This is a genomic window from Streptomyces sp. NPDC045778 (assembly GCF_056431945.1).
Window position 1 is genome coordinate 1 of sequence record NZ_JBWKJZ010000066.1, and the last position, 17,191, is coordinate 17,191.

The 17,191-nt window shown below is 71.3% G+C and carries 20 protein-coding genes and 1 pseudogene; 13 read left to right on the forward strand and 8 right to left on the reverse strand.

The annotated features are described in order from the left end of the window. Nucleotides 1–118: 118 nt before the first annotated feature. The 3 genes from AC07GB_RS39320 to AC07GB_RS39330 all read right to left on the reverse strand — a co-directional run bounded on the left by AC07GB_RS39320 (nucleotide 119) and on the right by AC07GB_RS39330 (nucleotide 2,419). Complete coding sequence (locus tag AC07GB_RS39320; protein WP_478854311.1) at nucleotides 119–541, reverse strand: DUF6299 family protein; 423 nt, start codon at nucleotides 539–541, stop codon at nucleotides 119–121. Nucleotides 542–818: 277 nt separating this feature from the next. Continuing rightward, nucleotides 819–1,481, reverse strand: a complete 663-nt coding sequence (locus tag AC07GB_RS39325) for a YdcF family protein (protein WP_478854312.1) — start codon at nucleotides 1,479–1,481, stop codon at nucleotides 819–821. Nucleotides 1,482–1,543: 62 nt separating this feature from the next. Next, nucleotides 1,544–2,419, reverse strand: a complete 876-nt coding sequence (locus AC07GB_RS39330; RefSeq protein WP_478854314.1) for a hypothetical protein — start codon at nucleotides 2,417–2,419, stop codon at nucleotides 1,544–1,546. 632 nt (nucleotides 2,420–3,051) lie between these two features. On the opposite strand from AC07GB_RS39330, the gene AC07GB_RS39335 reads away from it, so the two are divergent. Continuing rightward, nucleotides 3,052–3,762: a LuxR C-terminal-related transcriptional regulator gene (locus tag AC07GB_RS39335; protein WP_478854316.1), complete on the forward strand. Its 711-nt coding sequence runs from the start codon at nucleotides 3,052–3,054 to the stop codon at nucleotides 3,760–3,762. On the opposite strand, the gene AC07GB_RS39340 is transcribed toward AC07GB_RS39335, so the two are convergent. Next, nucleotides 3,729–4,379: a TetR/AcrR family transcriptional regulator gene (locus tag AC07GB_RS39340; RefSeq protein WP_478854318.1), complete on the reverse strand. Its 651-nt coding sequence runs from the start codon at nucleotides 4,377–4,379 to the stop codon at nucleotides 3,729–3,731. The two genes, AC07GB_RS39335 and AC07GB_RS39340, sit on opposite strands and share 34 nt — an antisense overlap. Nucleotides 4,380–4,403: 24 nt before the next feature. On the opposite strand from AC07GB_RS39340, the gene AC07GB_RS39345 reads away from it, so the two are divergent. The 7 genes from AC07GB_RS39345 (at nucleotide 4,404) to AC07GB_RS39375 (ending at nucleotide 10,478) form a co-directional block, all read left to right on the forward strand. Beyond that, nucleotides 4,404–4,817, forward strand: a complete 414-nt coding sequence (locus AC07GB_RS39345; protein ID WP_478854320.1) for a PaaI family thioesterase — start codon at nucleotides 4,404–4,406, stop codon at nucleotides 4,815–4,817. A gap of 177 nt (nucleotides 4,818–4,994) precedes the next feature. Beyond that, entirely contained in the window at nucleotides 4,995–5,732 is a 738-nt protein-coding gene (locus AC07GB_RS39350) for a Phenylacetic acid catabolic protein (RefSeq protein WP_478854321.1), read from the forward strand. 73 nt (nucleotides 5,733–5,805) lie between these two features. Then, a complete protein-coding gene (locus AC07GB_RS39355) occupies nucleotides 5,806–6,600 on the forward strand; it encodes a hypothetical protein (RefSeq protein ID WP_478854323.1) in 795 nt (264 codons plus the stop codon). An 84-nt stretch (nucleotides 6,601–6,684) separates the two neighbouring features. Beyond that, nucleotides 6,685–7,767, forward strand: a complete 1,083-nt coding sequence (locus tag AC07GB_RS39360) for a Glu/Leu/Phe/Val family dehydrogenase (protein WP_478854325.1) — start codon at nucleotides 6,685–6,687, stop codon at nucleotides 7,765–7,767. Between the two features lie 100 nt (nucleotides 7,768–7,867). Then, a complete protein-coding gene (locus AC07GB_RS39365) occupies nucleotides 7,868–8,473 on the forward strand; it encodes a nitroreductase family protein (protein ID WP_478854327.1) in 606 nt (201 codons plus the stop codon). A 75-nt stretch (nucleotides 8,474–8,548) separates the two neighbouring features. Beyond that, nucleotides 8,549–9,115 carry a DUF4291 domain-containing protein gene (locus AC07GB_RS39370; protein WP_478854329.1) on the forward strand — a complete coding sequence of 189 codons (567 nt, stop codon included), beginning with the start codon at nucleotides 8,549–8,551 and terminating at the stop codon, nucleotides 9,113–9,115. A 118-nt stretch (nucleotides 9,116–9,233) separates the two neighbouring features. After that, on the forward strand, nucleotides 9,234–10,478 hold the full coding sequence (locus tag AC07GB_RS39375) for a styrene monooxygenase/indole monooxygenase family protein (RefSeq protein WP_478854331.1): 1,245 nt from the start codon (nucleotides 9,234–9,236) through the stop codon (nucleotides 10,476–10,478). Here AC07GB_RS39375 and AC07GB_RS39380 read toward each other — a convergent pair. Next, nucleotides 10,454–11,335 carry a helix-turn-helix domain-containing protein gene (locus tag AC07GB_RS39380; RefSeq protein WP_478854334.1) on the reverse strand — a complete coding sequence of 294 codons (882 nt, stop codon included), beginning with the start codon at nucleotides 11,333–11,335 and terminating at the stop codon, nucleotides 10,454–10,456. The two genes, AC07GB_RS39375 and AC07GB_RS39380, sit on opposite strands and share 25 nt — an antisense overlap. Before the next feature lie 125 nt (nucleotides 11,336–11,460). Here AC07GB_RS39380 and AC07GB_RS39385 point away from each other — a divergent pair, with 125 nt between their 5' ends. Further along, nucleotides 11,461–12,261, forward strand: a complete 801-nt coding sequence (locus tag AC07GB_RS39385; protein WP_478854336.1) for an NAD(P)H-dependent oxidoreductase — start codon at nucleotides 11,461–11,463, stop codon at nucleotides 12,259–12,261. Between the two features lie 162 nt (nucleotides 12,262–12,423). Next, the gene (locus AC07GB_RS39390; RefSeq protein ID WP_478854338.1) at nucleotides 12,424–13,590 is read left to right on the forward strand and encodes a serine hydrolase domain-containing protein; all 1,167 of its coding nucleotides are present in this window, start codon (nucleotides 12,424–12,426) and stop codon (nucleotides 13,588–13,590) included. A gap of 181 nt (nucleotides 13,591–13,771) precedes the next feature. Here AC07GB_RS39390 and AC07GB_RS39395 read toward each other — a convergent pair whose 3' ends face one another. Next, on the reverse strand, nucleotides 13,772–14,323 hold the full coding sequence (locus tag AC07GB_RS39395; RefSeq protein ID WP_478854340.1) for a type 1 glutamine amidotransferase domain-containing protein: 552 nt from the start codon (nucleotides 14,321–14,323) through the stop codon (nucleotides 13,772–13,774). A gap of 120 nt (nucleotides 14,324–14,443) precedes the next feature. After that, nucleotides 14,444–15,004, reverse strand: coding sequence for a Dps family protein (locus AC07GB_RS39400; RefSeq protein WP_478854342.1), 561 nt, complete (start codon nucleotides 15,002–15,004; stop codon nucleotides 14,444–14,446). 192 nt (nucleotides 15,005–15,196) lie between these two features. On the opposite strand from AC07GB_RS39400, the gene AC07GB_RS39405 reads away from it, so the two are divergent. Then, complete coding sequence (locus AC07GB_RS39405; RefSeq protein ID WP_478854344.1) at nucleotides 15,197–15,553, forward strand: DUF5133 domain-containing protein; 357 nt, start codon at nucleotides 15,197–15,199, stop codon at nucleotides 15,551–15,553. 186 nt (nucleotides 15,554–15,739) lie between these two features. Here the strand turns inward: AC07GB_RS39405 and AC07GB_RS39410 are convergent, their stop codons facing one another. Next, on the reverse strand, nucleotides 15,740–15,913 hold the full coding sequence (locus AC07GB_RS39410; protein ID WP_478854346.1) for a CsbD family protein: 174 nt from the start codon (nucleotides 15,911–15,913) through the stop codon (nucleotides 15,740–15,742). 163 nt (nucleotides 15,914–16,076) lie between these two features. Here AC07GB_RS39410 and AC07GB_RS39415 point away from each other — a divergent pair, with 163 nt between their 5' ends. Both AC07GB_RS39415 and AC07GB_RS39420 read left to right on the forward strand, forming a co-directional pair. Continuing rightward, nucleotides 16,077–16,247 carry a hydrophobic protein gene (locus AC07GB_RS39415; RefSeq protein ID WP_478854348.1) on the forward strand — a complete coding sequence of 57 codons (171 nt, stop codon included), beginning with the start codon at nucleotides 16,077–16,079 and terminating at the stop codon, nucleotides 16,245–16,247. Between the two features lie 240 nt (nucleotides 16,248–16,487). Next, nucleotides 16,488–16,946 (forward strand): annotated as a pseudogene (locus tag AC07GB_RS39420) (SRPBCC family protein); the annotation flags it as partial. Nucleotides 16,947–17,191: the final 245 nt, after the last annotated feature.

The following is a 17,191-nucleotide window of genomic DNA, read 5'->3' on the forward strand; positions in this document are numbered from 1 at the left end:
CCCCCCCCCCCCCCCCCCCCCCCCCCCCCCCCCCCCCCCCCCCCCCCCCCCCCCCCCCCCCCCCCCCCCCCCCCCCCCCCCCCCCCCCCCGCCACAGCACTGGTTGCCCGGCCCCGGACTAGCTCAGCTCGACCTGTTCCTCCTCGTGGGCGAGCGGCTGCGGCATGGGCAGGCCGCTCTTCGTGGACAGCTTCATCAGGTGGGCCCGCACGGTGGCCTCACCACGCTCGAAGTGGGAACCGGTGCCCTTGCTGGTGTTGGTCCACTCGCGGACCTGGCCGTCGCAGACCGCGGCGGTGCCGCCGATGCCGGTGGACTGGTTGCCCTGGACGAGGGTGCTGCTGACGAACACCGGGCCGGGGGTGCCGTCGGACAGGCAGCGGTACGTCCCGGAGAGCGTGATGGTGCCGTCGGCGGCGACCGTGCCGGTGCCGTTGACGGTCAGGTCGTCGAACCGGCCCGCGTGGGCGGGCGTGGCGGCGGCGAGGCCCGCGATGAGCAGGGTGTTCGCGGCGGCACCGAGGGCGAGGCGGACGCGCATGACTGGCCTTTCAGAGGGGTGGGGAGCGGTATTGCCGCCGCCAGGCATACCGGAACGCACCGTTTGTCGCGCGCAACCTCACTCGTTCGGGGACGAGTTGCGGGTCCGTGGGGCGCGTTCGGCCGGGGGGGGTGGCGAACGCGCCCACACGGAGGCTCAGCGCACGGAGGCCTCGCCGCACGATGTGAAGTACATGTGATCAAAGTAAGGTCAACTGGTGATGACAGGTGCCGGAGACCACCCTGCACCGTCGGCGGGCACTGGAAAAGGTAGGGATTCAGCCGTGTGCGACGGCCGCGTCACCACCCGGGAGCGCCTGGGCACGTTCAAGGCTGAGGGGGCCCGTTGAATGGCGTTCGTCGGCGCCGAGGCCGCGGAGTGACCAGAGCCCGTACAGGGCCAACAGCGGTTTGACGACCACCCACTCGCCGGGACGGTAGTCCTCCGCGCGCACCAGCCTCTTGGCGAGATCGGGGCGCTGCCGCCGTAAGTACGCGCGGGCCTTGAGCGCGTGCGCGGGCTGGGACACGATCTTGATGCGGTCGACGTCTTCCAGCAGCGGGATCACGTTCGTGATGTTCTCCCACGTCGTGCCGCTCTCGTCTTCAAGGATCACCGTGCCGTCGAAGCCGAGCACCGACTTCGCGTAGTCGGCCATCAGCTGCGCCTCCGCGGCACCACCGGTCGTCGCGCCACCGCTGAAGATCACGCGAGAGTCCCGCGCATCGTCAGTGATGGCAGAGCGAACGCCGGCGCGAACGCGCCAGCGGTTGATGACGTTGGCTGTCGCCCGGGAGTTCCGGAATCCCAGGACGACCACGGCCTCGACATCGCCAGGGGCGCTCCCCACGAGAGCGCGGGACCAACGCCAGTTCATCCACTCGCCCCAGGCCAGGGCCGCTGCCCCGGCGACCGCCGCCACCCCTGTCCTTCGTCGCATCCGGCGACTCTAGGGCAGGGCGGTGCCGGTCGGCGCGCGCTCCGAACGCGCGCCCTGGGGGCTCAGTCGGCGGTGGTCCACTGGGGTGCCGGCGTGGGGCCCGGGCGCGCGGTGATCGCGTCGCCCTTCCCCCAGTCCCGGTACTCCACACGGAAGTCGTCCGCGCCGGACCCCGAGGGCACCGCGGTCCTCAGCGACTCGGGCAGCTCGCGGGCGGTCACGACGAGCGTGAAGCGGACGGCGCCGTCGGGGCGGTCGGCCGCGTAGGGACGGTAGAGAGGGCCGCAGGCCGGGTCCGCGGCGAGGGTACGCAACGGGGTGCTGCCGGTGAGGGTGCGGACGCCGCGCGACCGCTCGGTGCTCAGCGCGGTGGCGCCGTCGACGAGCGCCGCTAGATGCGCGGGCTGGGCCAGCCACCGGGCCTCCAGGGCGTTGCGCACCGCGACGTCGTCCGCCGCCGCAGCGGTCGCGTCGGGCTCGGTGCGGTACGAGCCCTGCGGGCCGTACTCGGGCCCTGTCATCTCCCGGGCGGGGGTGATGACCGCGCGGTTGCCGATCAGCACGATCTCCGGCGGGTACCAGGCATGGCCTTCGCCCATGTCGTACAGGACGTGGGTCGCGGCCCGCGCGGTGGCGCCGTCGCGCAGGTCGAGGCGGGCCTGGCCGGTGAAGAAGTCGGGGTCGCCGCCCCGGCGGGCGACGACGTCGACGCCCACCCGGCTCTCGGCCACCATCGCCGCGCGGATCGGCTCGGCCCGGGAACCGGGCGTGGCGGCGGCCGAAGGCTCGGCCCGGCCGCCGCCGGAACCGTCACCGGGCCACAGCTGATGCGCGCCCAGTCCCCCGGCGCCGCCCACCAGCAGGCCGACCGCGACCGCCACGGCCACCGCGCGGAGCCGCGGCCTCGTGGACCTCGGAGAGATTTCCTGGTCGCGCACGGTCCAGCCCCTTCCGCACCGCCCCGGCACCCCGGCGCGCCACCGGCGAGGGGACTACACGGTAGGGCCGCGCGCGACGGACGTACGGCGCTTCACCGGAATCCGACGGAACGGGGGAATGACCGATTCGAGTGGGGCGCCACCCGCAAGAGCCAAATCCGGAATATCTCCTTCTTATCTCCCCACGGAGGTGACGCTGTTGTACGCTCGCCATGAGTCCGACGTCCGGCCGAGGAGTGGCATCTCGGGCGCGACGGCGGCACTCACGCGCATGGCCGATTTTCCCCGTCGGCCATGGTGAAGCCGGAGCGGCCCGCAGGGCGGGATACCGGCACAAAACCTCAGATCAGCGAAGAGCCCGAGGCGGACAACCCGCACGCGGACCTTCACTGTGGCGCTTCGCATTTGCTCCCCACCGGTTCAGCACCGATCGCCCGATGTCGCGAAGAACTGCGCTATGCCGACGGTTCAGAGAAATGGCCCGCATTGCCGACTTTCTCACCGAAGACAACGGTCATTGCGGCCCATGGACGGATCGGCACCATCTGACCTCATTCGATCTTGTGGCCGCATCTGACGCCCGGCCTCCACAGAGGCCCCAGGCGGCCATACGGGGGAAAAGGACGCCGCACATGGCTCAGATACGACTGTTGATCGCCGATGACCGTGTCGTGACCCGGTCCGGTCTCGTGGCGATGAGCAGGGAAGCACCCGGACTCGACGTGGTCGGCGTGGCCCAGGACGTGGCCGGAGTCCTGACCGCGGCCGACTGCCTGGACCCCGACATCGTCCTGCTCAATCTCCGCAAACTCTCGGGGGACAGCCTCCGCCGCCTCGCCCAGCTCATCGGCGCCCACGTCTCGATCATCGTCCTGTGGTGCCATGACTCCGCCGTCACCGTCCAGGACGCGTTACGGGCCAAGGTCGCCGGATTCATGGCCCTTGAGATTTTGCAGGAGGAATTCGCCAGCGTGATCGCCCTGGTCGACCGCGGCTGCGCCGCCTATCTCTTTCCACGCGACCGGATCCGCGATATCAGCGACGGCTGCCCCACGCCGGCGCCATCGGGCGCGATGTCGACCCTCACCTCACGGGAGAGCGACGTACTGCGCCTGCTGGCGGGCGGCATGACGAACAAACAGATCGGCTCCGCCCTGCATATCGCCGAGAACACGGTGAAGAAACACGTCCATCGCGCGATGGGAAAGTTATCGGCCTCCAGCCGGGTGGAGGCCGCACTTCTCGTATCCCGCCTCGGCCCGCTGGATGTGACGGCCCACGGCCGTACCGCTTCGCGTCAGCGTCCGCATCAGCAAAGGAGCGATCTGAGCAGCACTTCATAGGTCCGCCCCGCGCTGACCACCGTCTCGGCGCCCTCCATCGCGACCTCGTGACCGAGATACGTCAGGGCGCCGAGCAGCGCGAGCGCGAGCTGTCGGGACCCGACGACCCCGGGGCCCGCCTCGCCAGGACCCGCCTTGCCAGGACCCGCCTCGCCGGAGCCGGTTCCGCCGGGCGCGGGGCGAGCCAGCTCCACCAGGCGGACCGTCGACGACAGCCACCACTGCTCGTCGATCCGACGCCACCGCTCGTAGCCGAGCACCGCGGGCGCGTCGAGCAGCAGCAGCCGGGCCACGGCGGGATCGGCGCAGAACCCGAGGAATTCCAGGCCTGACCGCAGAAGGAGCGGGACGGGCCCGCCCTCACCGCCGCGGGCCGCCTCACCGGACCGGATCCGTACGGCCAGCTCCCGGTTGATGTCGTGCACGACGTCCACCAGCAGCGCCTCCTTGCCGGCCCAGTGGTGGTAGAGCGCACCGGTCGTGAGCCCGGCGCTCCGCGCGATCTCCGCGATGGTCGTGGCGGCGTACCCGCGCTCACTGAACAACTGGCGTGCCGTGCGGACGAGTTGGGACCGGGTGGCCTCGGTCCGCTCGGCGTTGGATCGGCGCGGCGACATACCGAACGATGCTATGTTCCTTCGATGATGGATGTCGACGCGGCCCAAGCTGTCCTCGATAACAGCCCGTTCGGCCCCTGGTGGGGTTTCAAGGTGGAAGCCGTCACCAAGGGGCACGCCAGGGTCTCGCTGCCCCAGCGCCCCGAACTCTTCCGGCCCGGCGGCGTCCTCCAGGGCGGCTGCGCCATGACCCTCGCCGACGTGACCTGCTGGATCGCGATCATGTCGCTGTTCGGTGAGGACGACCCGTCCGTCACCCAGCAGATGACGACGAGCTTCCTCGGCCCGGCCCGCACCGACCTGAGCTGCGAGTCCACCATCATCAGGCCCGGCCGTCTGATCGTCTACGGCACGGCCGAGACGACCGACACCGCCGGCAAGGTCGTCTCCCACCACACCCTCACCTACATCCGGCCGCCCCGGCGCGGCGGAGCCTGAGGCCCGGGCGCTCCGCATCGGAGCGGAGCCGGGCCCGGAAAGCCCCCCCGGGGAGTACCACCAAAGAGTCACTGGAATACCTCCATCGGGTCCCAGCGATATGGCCCCAACGTGGCCTGTCGACCTCGCGAGTCGGCCGGATAGTCTCCATTTCTCGGCTACCCGGAGGAGATTCGTATGGGAGACGTCTTTTCGGAGACTGTAAACCTGGAGAGTGTCGGTGAACTCCCCGAGGAATACCGTGAGGTACTGACACACCAGATGCTCGCCAATGGAGAGGGCGAGCTGAGCGCGGGCGACACGTACGTCGATTCGTTCTACCCGCTCGCGCCCAATGCCGACGAACGCTATGTGTGCCTCAAGTTCGGCATGGAAGAGGTGGACCATTTCCGCCGCTTCGCCAAACTGCTCACCCCGCTCGGCGTCGACACCTCGCACATGGTGAACCAGGCCGTGGCGGACCGGCGCTATTTCCCGGCCGAGAGCATGACCACACAGGTCACCGTCTGGGAGGAGCGGGCCGCGTTCAGCTTCCTCTGTGAACTCGAAGGGCACTTCCAGATCAAGGAAATGACCACGAGCACCTACGGGCCGCTGCGCGTCGAGGCCGACGCCATCCTCAAGGAGGAGGCCCGGCACTTCGGTTACGGCAAGCGCCTGATGCAGGAGGCGTACGACGCGGGCGGGCAGTCCCGCGACCGGGCACAGCAGGCGCTGGACAAGTTCTACCCGATGGCGCTCGACATGTTCGGACGGCCCGACTCCCGGCGCGGCCGCCTCGCCGTCAAATGGGGCCTGCGCAAGCACGACAACGGCGAGCTGCGCGAGCTGTACAAGGCCTCGATCGCGCAGCACATCGAGAAGATCGGCTTCTCCGTCCCCAAGATCGACCCCTCGCAGCTGCAATTCGCCTGAGCGGCGTCGGCCCGCTCTCCCGGCGCGCCCCGCTTCCCCCGGGGAACCATCCACCTCACCGGAGTAGGAATCGATGACGACGACCGACACGCTGATCGACCGGATCAAGACGCACCGCGTGTTCCACCACCCCCTCTACGACCACTGGGCCGCGCGGCCCCCGACCGCCGAGGTCTCGGGCGCGCTCTTCCACCAGGTGCAGTCGTTCTGCGCCTCCACCCGCCCCGGCGGTGACTTCCCCACCGCCCTGCGCGGCATCGGCTGGGACGAGCAGGCCGTCCTCATCGAGGAGATCGTCGACAGCGAGTCCGGACACGGCCCCGAACTCGCGACGATGGCAGGCCACATCGTCAACCGCACCGGCTCACCGGTCTTCGACGACGTGTACGACACCGAGCGGGTCGAGGCCTGGCTGAAGGCGTCGTCGGACCGGCTGCTCGCCACACTGCCCGGTTACGACCACGAGACCGGCCTGACCGCGCAGGCGACGGCCGCCATCAAGGTGTTCGAGCGCCGCTTCTCCAGCGACGCCGACACCACCGTCCGCAACCTGGGCACGGCGCTCGCGCTCGAGATCATCTCCAACCAGTCCCTGATCCCCGGCGAGAAGCGCGCCCTCATCGACTCCGGCCACTACAAGACCGACCTCGAAGAGCCGGAAATGCACTACATGGCGGAGCACTGGGGCGACTCCGGTGCCGAGCAACAGCACGAGGCGAATGTGATCCAGGCCGTTTCGTCCGTCATGGACGCCTCGAACAGCGACCAAATAGCCCAGGGCGTGGAGGACTTCCTGGAATCACTGTGCGCGCTGTGGGACGTCCTGGACGCGGCACTGCTCTCGTCCGGGTTGCAGCCGGCCGAATAATTCCGTGCCGGACGGGCCGGCGGTGCACGCTTGACGGCGTGGCCGCCGGTCCGTCCGTCACCGGACGGGATTCAGGGGTGGGTCATGAGTGTGTTCGACGAAATCGACGGTCACGAGCAGGTGCTGTTCAGCTCGGGCCCTGGCGGGCTCCGGTGCGTCATCGCCATTCATTCGACACTGCTGGGCCCCGCGCTCGGCGGCGTCCGCTTTCTTCCGTACCGGGACGACGACCAGGCGATCAGTGACGCGTTGCGTCTCTCCCGCGCCATGACGTACAAAGCGGCCTGCGCGGGACTCGACATCGGAGGGGGAAAGGCGGTCATCTTCGGCGGCGCGGGCGTGGAGAAGTCGGAGACGCTCCTACGGGCGTTCGGGCAGGCTGTGGAGAGTCTTTCCGGCCGGTTCATCGCCGCCTGCGACATGGGCATCACCACCGCCGACCTCCGGGTCATGCGGAAGGAGTCCCGGTCGATCCGCGGCCTCGACGTCGAGGAGGGCGGCTCCGGCGAATCGGGCGCGATGACCGCGTACGGGGTGAGCCTCGGCATCCGGGCGTGTCTGCGGCACCTGAACAACGACAGCGACGACAGCCTGGAAGGACGCCACATCGCCGTCGACGGCGTCGGCAAGGTCGGCGCCCGGCTCGCGACGCTCCTCGCGGAGGGCGGCGCGCGCCTGACGGTGGCCGACATCGACCAGGAGAAGGCCGAGCGGGTGGCCCGCGCGTGCGGGGCGGAGGTCGTCAGCAGGGAGAAGCTCTACCTGCTCGACGTGGACGTCCTCAGCCCGAACGCGATCGGCAACGTCATCGACGCCGACCTCGTGGACCGGCTCCGCTGCAAGGTCGTGGCGGGCGGGGCCAACAACCAGCTCGCCGCGCCCTCGGTCGCGGACCGGCTCGCGGCCCGCGGCATCCTGTACGCGCCGGACTTCGTCATCAACGCGCTCGGGCTCATCCAGGTGGTCGACGAACTGCATCCCGCGGGCCACGACATGAACCGGGTCAGGCAGCGCGCCGGCCTCATCCCCGAGCGGCTCGGCGAGATCTTCGCCCGGTCCCAGCACCTGCGGATCAGCACCGCCGCCGCGGCGATCAGCATGGCCAGGGACCGGCTGGCGGCGGTACGGAGGGTGCGGTCGTTCTGGCTGCCGCCGCGCTGCGCCTGAGCCACCGCCCCGGCAGGGGGGCCCGTACGGCCGGCGCCACCGCGCCGCAGGGGCTCGTACCGACGAAGGGACGTAGAACCACGATGAGGAGCCGTCGCTGATGGAGTTGGAAGCCGCGATACGCACGCGCCGCAGTCAGCACCGCCTGATCGACCCGGCCCCGAGCGACGAGGAATTCGTCGATCTGCTCGGCTGGGCCGCGACCGCGCCCGATCACGGCCACCTCCGCCCCTGGCGGTGGATCCTCGTGCGCGGCGACAGCCGGGCGGCCCTGGGCGAGGCCTTCGCGTCCGGGGCCGCCGACGCGGAAGCGGTCCGACGCGAGGCGCGCAAACCCCTGCGCGCCCCGCTCCTCGCGACCCTGGTCCTCGTCCCCCGGCGCAACCACCGCGTACCGGACTGGGAGCAGCTGGCCGCGAGCAGCGCGATGGTCAACTCGCTGATGCTCCTGCTCCACGACCGCGGGTTCGGCAGCATGTGGCGCACCGGTGCGTCGGTCGACTCGACCGAGCCCCGCCTCCTGCTGCGCCTCGCGCCGCACGAACGGATCATCGGCTGGCTCTACGTGGGCACCCCGGACCCCAGCCGCCGCTCCGTCCCCCGCACGCCGGTCCCGGTCGGCCACCGCGTCTCGCGGTTCACGCCCCCTCCGTCCGCCGCGCCGCGGACCGCTGTGCCGGAGGGGCTCACCAGTCCCGTGTCGTAGGCGTGGCGCCGTGACCGCCCGCGCGGTCGAAAATGACTCGCCGCGCGGGGAGAGCGGCTGGCAGGGTTGCGGCGCATGTCATCCCTTCATCGGATCCGTGCCGACTACGACGCCCGCACGATCGTGGTCTACCAGGCGTACGCGCCGGCCATCGCGGACGCGGCGCTGCGGGCGGGCCGCTTCGTCGCGCCGTTCTCGTTCCACCGGATGACGTGGATCAAGCCCTCGTTCCTGTGGCTGATGCACCGCAGCAACTGGGCCCGCAAGTCCGGTCAGGAGCGCGTCCTGGCCGTGCGGATGAGCCGTGAGGGCTGGGAGGAGGCCCTGTCACGGGCCGTCCTGACGACCGCGGACCCGGCCGCCGTGGCCCGGGCGGAGGTGCACGTCCAGTGGGACCCGGAGCGCTCCCCGCGCGGGGCGGCGCTGAACCACTACAGCATTCAGGTGGGCATCGGCCGCCAACTGATCCGTACGTTCACCGACGAGTGGATCGTCGGGCTCACCGACCTCACCCCTCAGGTCCGCAAGGCCGCTGCCCTCGTCCAGACCGGGCACGCCGCCAAGGCCCAGCGGCTGTTCCCGGCAGAGCGCGCCTACCCGTTGCCCCGGACGCTGGAGGACCGCCTCACCCCCCGTGGGTGACCCGGACTCGCCCTCGCGGATCTCGGTGTCGGCGCACCCGCGCCTGGCTTTCGCGGATGCTCCCGCGGGTACGTCTGAGCCGTGTCGGGCCGATCAGGCCGGAGGGCAGGAGGAACGGGTGCGCAGGATCGCGATCGTGGGAGCGGGACAGGCCGGGCTCCAGCTCGGGCTCGGCCTCCTCGGGGCCGGGTACGACGTCACGCTCGTCGCCGAGCGGCGGCCGGAGGAGGTGCGCGGCGGCCGTGTCACCTCGACCCAGCTCATGTTCGGGCCCACCCTGTCCATCGAGCGGGCGGCGGGCCTCGCGCTCTGGGACGACACCGCGCCGGTGATGCCCGGCTTCGAGCTGAGCAACTGGGACCCGGAAGGCCAACCGGACACGCCGGTACGGCGGTTCACCGCGGCCTTCGACGACGAGGTGCGTTCCGTGGACCAGCGGGTGAAGCTCGCGGCCTGGCTGGAGCTGTTCGAGGAGCGGGGCGGGCGCGTCGAGTACCGCTCCGCCGGCCCGGCCGAGGTGGCCGCGCTCGCCGCCGCGCACGAGCTGACCGTGCTCGCCACCGGCCGGAGCGAGCTGTCCGCGCTCTTCGGCCGCGACGACGCCCGGTCCGTCTTCGACCGCCCGCAGCGCTCCCTCGCCTGCTTCTACGTGAGCGGCGGCAGCCACGACGCCTCCGACCCGGCGGCGGCGTACGTACGCAACACGGGGGTGCCGGCGACCGGCGACGTGATCATGCTGCGGGCGCTCACGGTCGGCGGGCCCTGCGACATCCTGCTGTTCGAGGGCAGGTGGGGCGGCGCCTACGACTGCTGGGGCGACCGGCCGGAGCCCGCCGAAGGGCTGCGGCGGGCGCTCGGCCTGCTGCGGACGTACGCGCCCTGGGAGCACACGCGGTTCCGCGGGGCCGAGCCGACCGACCCGGGCGCCGCCCTGTACGGCGCGGTCACGCCGGTGGTCCGGCATCCGGTGGCGCGCGTCGGCGATGACCTGCGCGTGCTCGGCATGGCGGACGCGATCGCCGTGCACGACCCCATCACCGGGCAGGGCTCCAACAACGCGGCGCGGGCGGCCTCCCATTACCTGGCCGCCATCGTGGAGCGGGCCGGTGAGCCGTTCGACGAGGCGTGGATGCGGGAGACCTTCGCCGCGTACTGGGAGGGCGCCCGGCACGCGCACGCCTTCACCGACGTGATGCTGCGCGAGCCGCAGCCGGAGCACGTGTGGCGGGCCTTCGAGGCCGCCTTCGACCACCCGGACGCCGCCCACCGCTTCGCCAACGGCTACGCCGATCCGCTCACGTACCGGGACTGGCTGATGGACCCGTCCGGCGCGAAGGCCTACCTGGCCCGGCTCGCCACGTAGTCCCCGAGCCGGCCCAGGGTGGCCGCGGCCTCGCGGTCGTCGCCCGCGCTGAACACGTGCACCACCATGCCCGTGACCTCGGGAGCCGCTTGGACGTGCAGCGGCTCGAAGTCCAGCGTGAGCGTCCCGGCCACCGGGTGCCGCAGGCGCTTGCGGCCCGCCTCGCACATGACGACCTCGCCGCTGTCCCAGATGCGCGCGAAGTCGTCGCTGCGGGCGGTCAGTTCGGCGATGAGCACGGCGAGTTCCGCGTCGTCGGGGTAGCGCCCGGCGGCGACGCGCAGCTGGCCCACGGCTTCCGCGGCCCGCGGCTCCCAGTCGGGGAAGACGTCCCGGGACGCGGGGTCGAGGAAGAGGAACCGGGCGTTGTTGGGGTCGCGGCGGCCGGGCTCGGCGAGGCCGCCGAGCAGTTCGGCGCCGAGGGCGTTCCACGCGACCACGTCCAGGCGGGGGTTGGTCGCGAAGGCCGGGAAGTGCGCGAGGGAGTCCAGCATGCCGCGCAGCAGGGGGCTGGCCCGGATGTCGGGCGCGGGCCCGCGCCGCGCGTCGGCCAGGGTGACGAGGTGCGTGCGCTCGGCCGCGTCGAGCCCGAGGGCACGGGCGAGCGCGTCGAGCACCTCGGGCGACGGCTGGGTGGCGCGGCCCTGTTCGAGACGGACGTAGTAGTCCACACTGATGCCCGCGAGCTGGGCCAGTTCCTCACGGCGCAGGCCGCGCACGCGGCGGCGCCGTCCACCGGTGAGCCCGACGTGCTCCGGGGCGACGCGCCCTCGCCGGGCGCGCAGGAAGCCGCCGAGGGCCCGCCCGGGATCGCCGACCCTCTCCGTCTGGTCGCCGCCGGTGCCAGTGTCGCTCACGCGCTCTCTGTGGTTCACGCCGTTCATGCGCTCCAGTATGCGTGGCCCTGCCAGTACCAGGATCGGCGATCCACCGGTTGAACAGGGTGCTGGCTGCCCGCGACGGTCCGTACGAACGTAGGGACATGAACGCGATCACCCCGCAGCAGCCGAAGAAGATCCTCGTCGTCAGCGCCCACCCGGATTCCCGGTCCCTCACCGCCTCGCTCGCCTCCTTCGCGGTCGAGCACCTGCGGGCCGCGGGCCACGAGGTGCGGGTGTCCGACCTGTACGCGATGAAGTGGAAGGCGACGGCCGACGCCGACGACTTCCCCGAGCACGGGCCGGACGAGCGCCTCCACGTCATGGACGCCTCCGAGCGCGCCACGCTGGCGGGCCGTCTGTCCGCGGACGTCACCGCGGAGCAGGAGAAGCTGCTGTGGTCGGACGCGGTGATCCTGCAGTTCCCGGTGTGGTGGTTCTCGGCGCCCGCGATCCTGAAGGGCTGGATCGACCGGGTGTTCACCGCCGGGTTCGCCTACGGCCCGAAGGTGGCGCCGCCCTACAGCAGGGGCCCGCTCGCGGGTCGGCGCGCCCTGCTGTCGGTGACGGCCGGGGCCCGGGAGACGTCGTTCTCCGACCGGGGCATCCACGGCAGCCTCGACGACGTCCTCCACCCGTTGCAGCACGGCCTGTTGTGGTTCACCGGCGTCGAACCGCTCGACCCGTTCGCGGTGTTCGGCTCGAACGCCCTGTCCGACGACGAGTTCGCCGCCGCGCGGCAGGCGTACGCCCGGCGTCTCGACGGTCTCTTCACGGACGAGCCGGTCCCCTTCCGGACCCTGGTCGGCGGCGACTACGACCACGACATGCGGCTGCTGGAGGGCGTCGAGGCGCCGGGGACGAGCGGGCTCGGCCTCCATGTACTGCCGCGGCCCGTCCGGTAGGCGGCGGCCGCCGCCCGGCGCAGCGTTCACCGGATTCCGCTCAACCCCACGGGCACGGTCCGCAGTCTCGGTACACAAGCGGCCCTTCCGCAACGCGGTCGGCGACACACCGCAGTTGCCTCCCGGGCCGCAGGCGTACGACCGACTGTGAGGAGTACGGACATGGCGTTACGGAAGAGCACGAGGGCCGGCGTGGTGGGGGTCGCGGCGGCCGCGATGGCGGCCACCGCCTTCACGGCGCCCGCCCAGGCGGGCGCGGAGGCGCCGTCGGCCGGGCACCGGGCCACACAGCGCGCGATGGACGCGGCCGTGAAGGCGGGCATCCCCGGCATCACGGCCCAGGCGCGCGACGGCAAGGGCGTCTGGAAGGCGGCGTCGGGCGTGGGCGATCTGAAGTCGGGCGAGCCGCGCGGCAAGAACGACAAGTTCCGCGTCGGCAGCATCACCAAGACGTTCGTGGCGACGGTCATGCTCCAGCTGGAGGCCGAGGGGAGACTCAGCCTCGACGACACCGTGGAGGACCATCTGCCCGGCCTCGTGCGCGGCAACGGCAACGACGGCCGCAAGATCAAGCTGCGACAGCTGCTCAACCACACCAGCGGTCTGTTCGACTACCTGGACGACCCCGAGTACAGCAGGACGTACATGGAGGGCGACGGCTATCTCACCCACCGCTACGACACCCTGCCGCCCAGGAAGCACGTACGTGTGGCCCTGTCCCACGAGCCCCTGTTCACACCGGGCGCCAAACACTCGTACTCCAACACCAACTACGTCCTGACCGGGATGATCATGGAGAAGGTCACCGGGAGGACGTACGAGAGGGAGGTCCGCGACCGCATCATCAAGCCGCTGCGCCTGAAGCACACCTCGAACCCCGGCAACAGCGTCCACCTGCCCCGGCCCAGCAGCCGCGGCTACTCCAAGCTGTTCAGGTCGGCGCCCGACCGGATCGACGACATCACCGAGATGAACGGCTCGCAGGGCTGGGCCGACGGCGACATCATCTCCACCGCGGGCGACCTGAACCGCTTCTACCGCGCGCTGCTGCGCGGCAAGCTCCTGCCGCAGCGGCAGCTGAAGGCGATGAAGACCACCGTCGCCGTCTCCGGATCGTTGTACGCGGGGTACGGGCTCGGCATCGCGCGCTTCAAGACGAGCTGCGGCACGACGCTCTGGGGCCACGGCGGGGGCATGATCGGCTGGCTCTCCATGGCGATGTCCACGGCGGACGGCCGCCACCAGCTCGCCTACAACTACAACGCCGACTGGGACGGCACGCACATGCCCAAGATCATCGACGCGGAGTACTGCAAGTCGTCACGCTGAGGCGCGCGGCGGCCCCCCGGTGGGGCGGGCGCGGCCCGTGGCACTCGGGGGCGCCGCGCCGCGACGGCCTCGGCGGACGAGGTCGTCGCGGCGCAGCGCCCCCGAGGCGCGCGTGGCCGGTCGTGCCCGGGCGGCCGGTCTAGCGCGGGTGACCGGTCCAGCGCGGTGACCGGGCGGGTGCTCACCCGGGCGTGCCGTCGGTCTTGCCCAGGGCGTCGGTCAGGGCGCGGCAGAAGGCCGGCAGGTCGTCCGGCTTGCGGCTGGTGACGAGGACGTTGGTGCCCCCGGTGCACACCTTGACCTCCTCGTCGACCCACTGGCCGCCCGCGTTGCGGATGTCGGTGCGCAGGCTGGGCCAGGAGGTGAGGGTGCGGCCGCGCACCACGTCCGCCTCGACGAGCGTCCACGGGGCGTGGCAGATGGCCGCGACCGGCTTGCCCGCGGTGAAGAAGTCCTTGATGAACCCGACCGCCTTCTCGTCCAGGCGCAGGGCGTCGGGGTTGGCGACGCCGCCGGGCAGGACCAGGGCCTCGAAGTCGGCCGCGGACGCCTCGGCCACGACCTGGTCGACCGGGAAGGAGTCGGCCTTGTCGAGGTGGTCGAACCCCTGGACGCGGCCCGGCTCGGTCGACAGCAGGACGGGCTCTGCCCCGGCGGCCTCGACGGCTCGCCACGGCTCGGTCAGTTCGATCTGCTCCACGCCCTCGGGCGCGGTGAGAAAGGCGACACGCACGGCGGTTCCTCTCGTGGTGGTGCTGATGTGCTGGTACTCGTCCTCGCGGTTGGTGGTGCGGCGAGTCGAGTGGAGTGGAGTCGGTGAGTCGTGGTGGGTCAGTGACTCATGGTGGTGCGGTCAGCTGTCCTGGGCCGCTGCCGCGGCCTCGCGCTCCGTGGACTTCCCACCGGTGGAGAGGGTGCCCTGGGCGCTCTCCAGGTGGGCCCGGACGAACCACTGGAACTGGTCCAGGTCCCGCACCTGCTCGATGAGGATGTCCTCGGTGGCCGGGTCGAGCTTGCCGACCTCGTCGATGGCGGCGCGGTAGGCCTCGATCACACCGGTGTAGACGAGGTCGAGCGCGCCGAGGTGGGCGATGGCGTCGGCCCGGCCGATGCTGTAGTCGTCCCAGGTGCGCTCGGAGACCAGGGCGCCCGGGGTGCCGTGCGGCACGCCGCCGAGGGCCGAGATGCGCTCGGCGACGTCGTCGGCCATGGCGCGGACGCGGTCGACCTGCGGGTCCAGCATCTCGTGCACGGCGATGAAGTGCGGGCCGACGACGTTCCAGTGCACGTGCTTGAGGGTGAGGTGCAGGTCGTTCAGCGCGTGCAGACGCATGCTGAGCGCCGTGATGAGCTTGCCGCCGTCCTCGACGCTGATGCCGGGAACGGTGTAGCGCGGAGTGGTGGTACGAGCCATGGTGTGCTCCTCACAAGAGTCGGGCACCGACGCCTCCGGCGCGGGCCGCGGGCATCGATACCGGAACGATGGGTACTGGGGACGACCAGGTGGTCGCCTCCCTCTGGCACGCCTTCCCCCGACCAGTGCGACATAACGTGTGAAATAGCTCAAAGGCCACATCATGCGATGCCGACAGGGCAGACGCAGGGCATGTCAGAAGAAGGGGTGGACACCGTGTTGATGCCGGATCCCAAGGCACTGAGAGTCCTGCTCGCCCGCTACGCCGACCTGCGCATCGCGGCGCCGCCGAACGAGGCGACGCGCCGCGCCCTGGAGGACGTGAGCTACACGCTGTGCGTGATGACCGGGGCGACCAGGATCGATGACGCGCTCGACATCGCCGACGCGCTGCTCGCGCGGCCGGCAGGCGGGGCGGGGCCGAAGGGCGCCGCCGATTCGCCGGTCCCGCTGCCCCGGCCCTCGACCGCTCCCGGGTCCCGGCCGCCGGGTGAGCCCGGAGCCGGTCCGGCCGTGGACAGCGCGGGCGACGTGTCGCTGGCTGTGTGAAGCATGTCGGCCGTCTGAGGCATTTCGTCGGCTGCCTGAAGCGTTCCGCCGACCGCCTGGGCCGTCGCGCCGGCCTGGTCGCCTGGGACGCCGTGGACGCCGTACGCAGGCACGCCCGAGGGCCCGGTACTCGACGCCGAGGGGCGGAGCACCGGGCCCACGGGTGGCGCGCGGCGCCTCGGCGTCTCACCGGCGGAAGGCGTCCTTGGCCTTCTCCTTGGCCTGCCGCAGGTCCCCCTTGCCCTGCTCGGCGCGGCCCTCGGCCGTCAGACGCTCGTTGCCCACGGTACGGCCGGCCGCTTCCTTCAGCTTGCCCTTGGCCTGCTCGACCTTGCCCTTGGCCTTCTCGTCGTCAGCCACAGTGTTCACTCCCGAATATCGACAACAGGTGCGTCGAGGCACCTAACCGGGCTTGCCCACCGTAAACCCGTGAGTCGTGGCGAGCACATCGGGAAATGGCTCGCGCGGGCCTGTGTGTCATGCCGGGGATCGGGGGAACTCGCAGTTCTGGAGGTGACGGACCATGGTGCCTTTGTTGCTTGTTCTTCTGCTCGCCGTCGTGCTGTTCGGCGCGGGCTTCGCCGTGAAATTCCTCTGGCTGCTGGCCGCCCTCGTCCTGCTGGCGTGGGTGCTCGGTTTCATCGTCCGCCCCGCGGGCACGGGTGGACGCAGGAGCCGCTGGTACCGCTGGTGACGGCGGTGGACGCCACGGCTCCGGCGCCCCGCACCGGGGCGCCCGGGCCGGCGCGGCGCTCACGTTCGCGCTGGGGTCACGCTCCGGGCTTCCCGTTCCAGGGGCGCACGCCGATACGCCAGTACGTCATTTCCGCGCCTGCCCGCACATGACACCGGGCCGTTGAATTCTTCAGCACCTGGCATGACCCGGCGAAACAGTAGTCGCCGATAACGCCGTAGATTCACAGAGGAGGACAGTATGAGCACGATCAAGGAAACGGTGGACGTGCAGGTCCCGCTCCACACGGCATACAACCAATGGACGCAGTTCGAGGACTTCCCGAAGTTCATGGAAGGCGTCGACGAGGTGCGGCAGGTCGACGACGTGCACAACCACTGGACCACGAGCATCGGCGGTGTGCGGCGCGAGTTCGACACGGAGATCGTCGACCAGATGCCGGACGACCGGATCACCTGGCGGACGATCGGCGGCGACACCCACCAGCAGGGGTCCGTGCGCTTCCGGCGACTCGACGACACGCACACCCGCGTCGAGCTGGTCATGGACGTCGAGCCCACCGGTGTCGCGGAGAAGGGCGCGGACGCGCTGGGGATGATCGAACGACGCGTGAAGGGTGATCTGCACCGGTTCAAGGATCACGTCGAGCACACCGGGGAGAGCGGTGCCTGGCGCGGGCGCATCCGTCCGGGCGACCCCGGCACGCCTGCCCCTGGAGGGCCCGGCACACCGTTCCCGGGAAGCCCCGGCACGCCTCCCCCGGGTCACCCCGGCACACCTCTCTGACAGCCCGAGCCGCGAGGTGACACGGGCTGCCGGGTGCCGGACAGAACCAAGGGCCCGGGGGGGGGGGGAACAGGGGGGGGGGGGGCGTTCCGGGGCCTTCGTCCCCCCTCACCCTCCGCGTGTTCCCCCAACCGTTCCCCCCCCTTCTAGGGCCAACC

Coding starts and splice junctions, on each gene's coding strand:
- AC07GB_RS39320 (WP_478854311.1), bottom strand. CDS start 541: ATGCGCGTCCGCCTCGCCCTCGGTGCCGCCGCGAACACCCTGCTCATC.
- AC07GB_RS39325 (WP_478854312.1), bottom strand. CDS start 1,481: ATGCGACGAAGGACAGGGGTGGCGGCGGTCGCCGGGGCAGCGGCCCTG.
- AC07GB_RS39335 (WP_478854316.1), top strand. CDS start 3,052: ATGGCTCAGATACGACTGTTGATCGCCGATGACCGTGTCGTGACCCGG.
- AC07GB_RS39340 (WP_478854318.1), bottom strand. CDS start 4,379: ATGTCGCCGCGCCGATCCAACGCCGAGCGGACCGAGGCCACCCGGTCC.
- AC07GB_RS39345 (WP_478854320.1), top strand. CDS start 4,404: ATGATGGATGTCGACGCGGCCCAAGCTGTCCTCGATAACAGCCCGTTC.
- AC07GB_RS39350 (WP_478854321.1), top strand. CDS start 4,995: ATGGGAGACGTCTTTTCGGAGACTGTAAACCTGGAGAGTGTCGGTGAA.
- AC07GB_RS39355 (WP_478854323.1), top strand. CDS start 5,806: ATGACGACGACCGACACGCTGATCGACCGGATCAAGACGCACCGCGTG.
- AC07GB_RS39360 (WP_478854325.1), top strand. CDS start 6,685: ATGAGTGTGTTCGACGAAATCGACGGTCACGAGCAGGTGCTGTTCAGC.
- AC07GB_RS39365 (WP_478854327.1), top strand. CDS start 7,868: ATGGAGTTGGAAGCCGCGATACGCACGCGCCGCAGTCAGCACCGCCTG.
- AC07GB_RS39370 (WP_478854329.1), top strand. CDS start 8,549: ATGTCATCCCTTCATCGGATCCGTGCCGACTACGACGCCCGCACGATC.
- AC07GB_RS39385 (WP_478854336.1), top strand. CDS start 11,461: ATGAACGCGATCACCCCGCAGCAGCCGAAGAAGATCCTCGTCGTCAGC.
- AC07GB_RS39390 (WP_478854338.1), top strand. CDS start 12,424: ATGGCGTTACGGAAGAGCACGAGGGCCGGCGTGGTGGGGGTCGCGGCG.
- AC07GB_RS39400 (WP_478854342.1), bottom strand. CDS start 15,004: ATGGCTCGTACCACCACTCCGCGCTACACCGTTCCCGGCATCAGCGTC.
- AC07GB_RS39405 (WP_478854344.1), top strand. CDS start 15,197: ATGTCAGAAGAAGGGGTGGACACCGTGTTGATGCCGGATCCCAAGGCA.
- AC07GB_RS39415 (WP_478854348.1), top strand. CDS start 16,077: ATGGTGCCTTTGTTGCTTGTTCTTCTGCTCGCCGTCGTGCTGTTCGGC.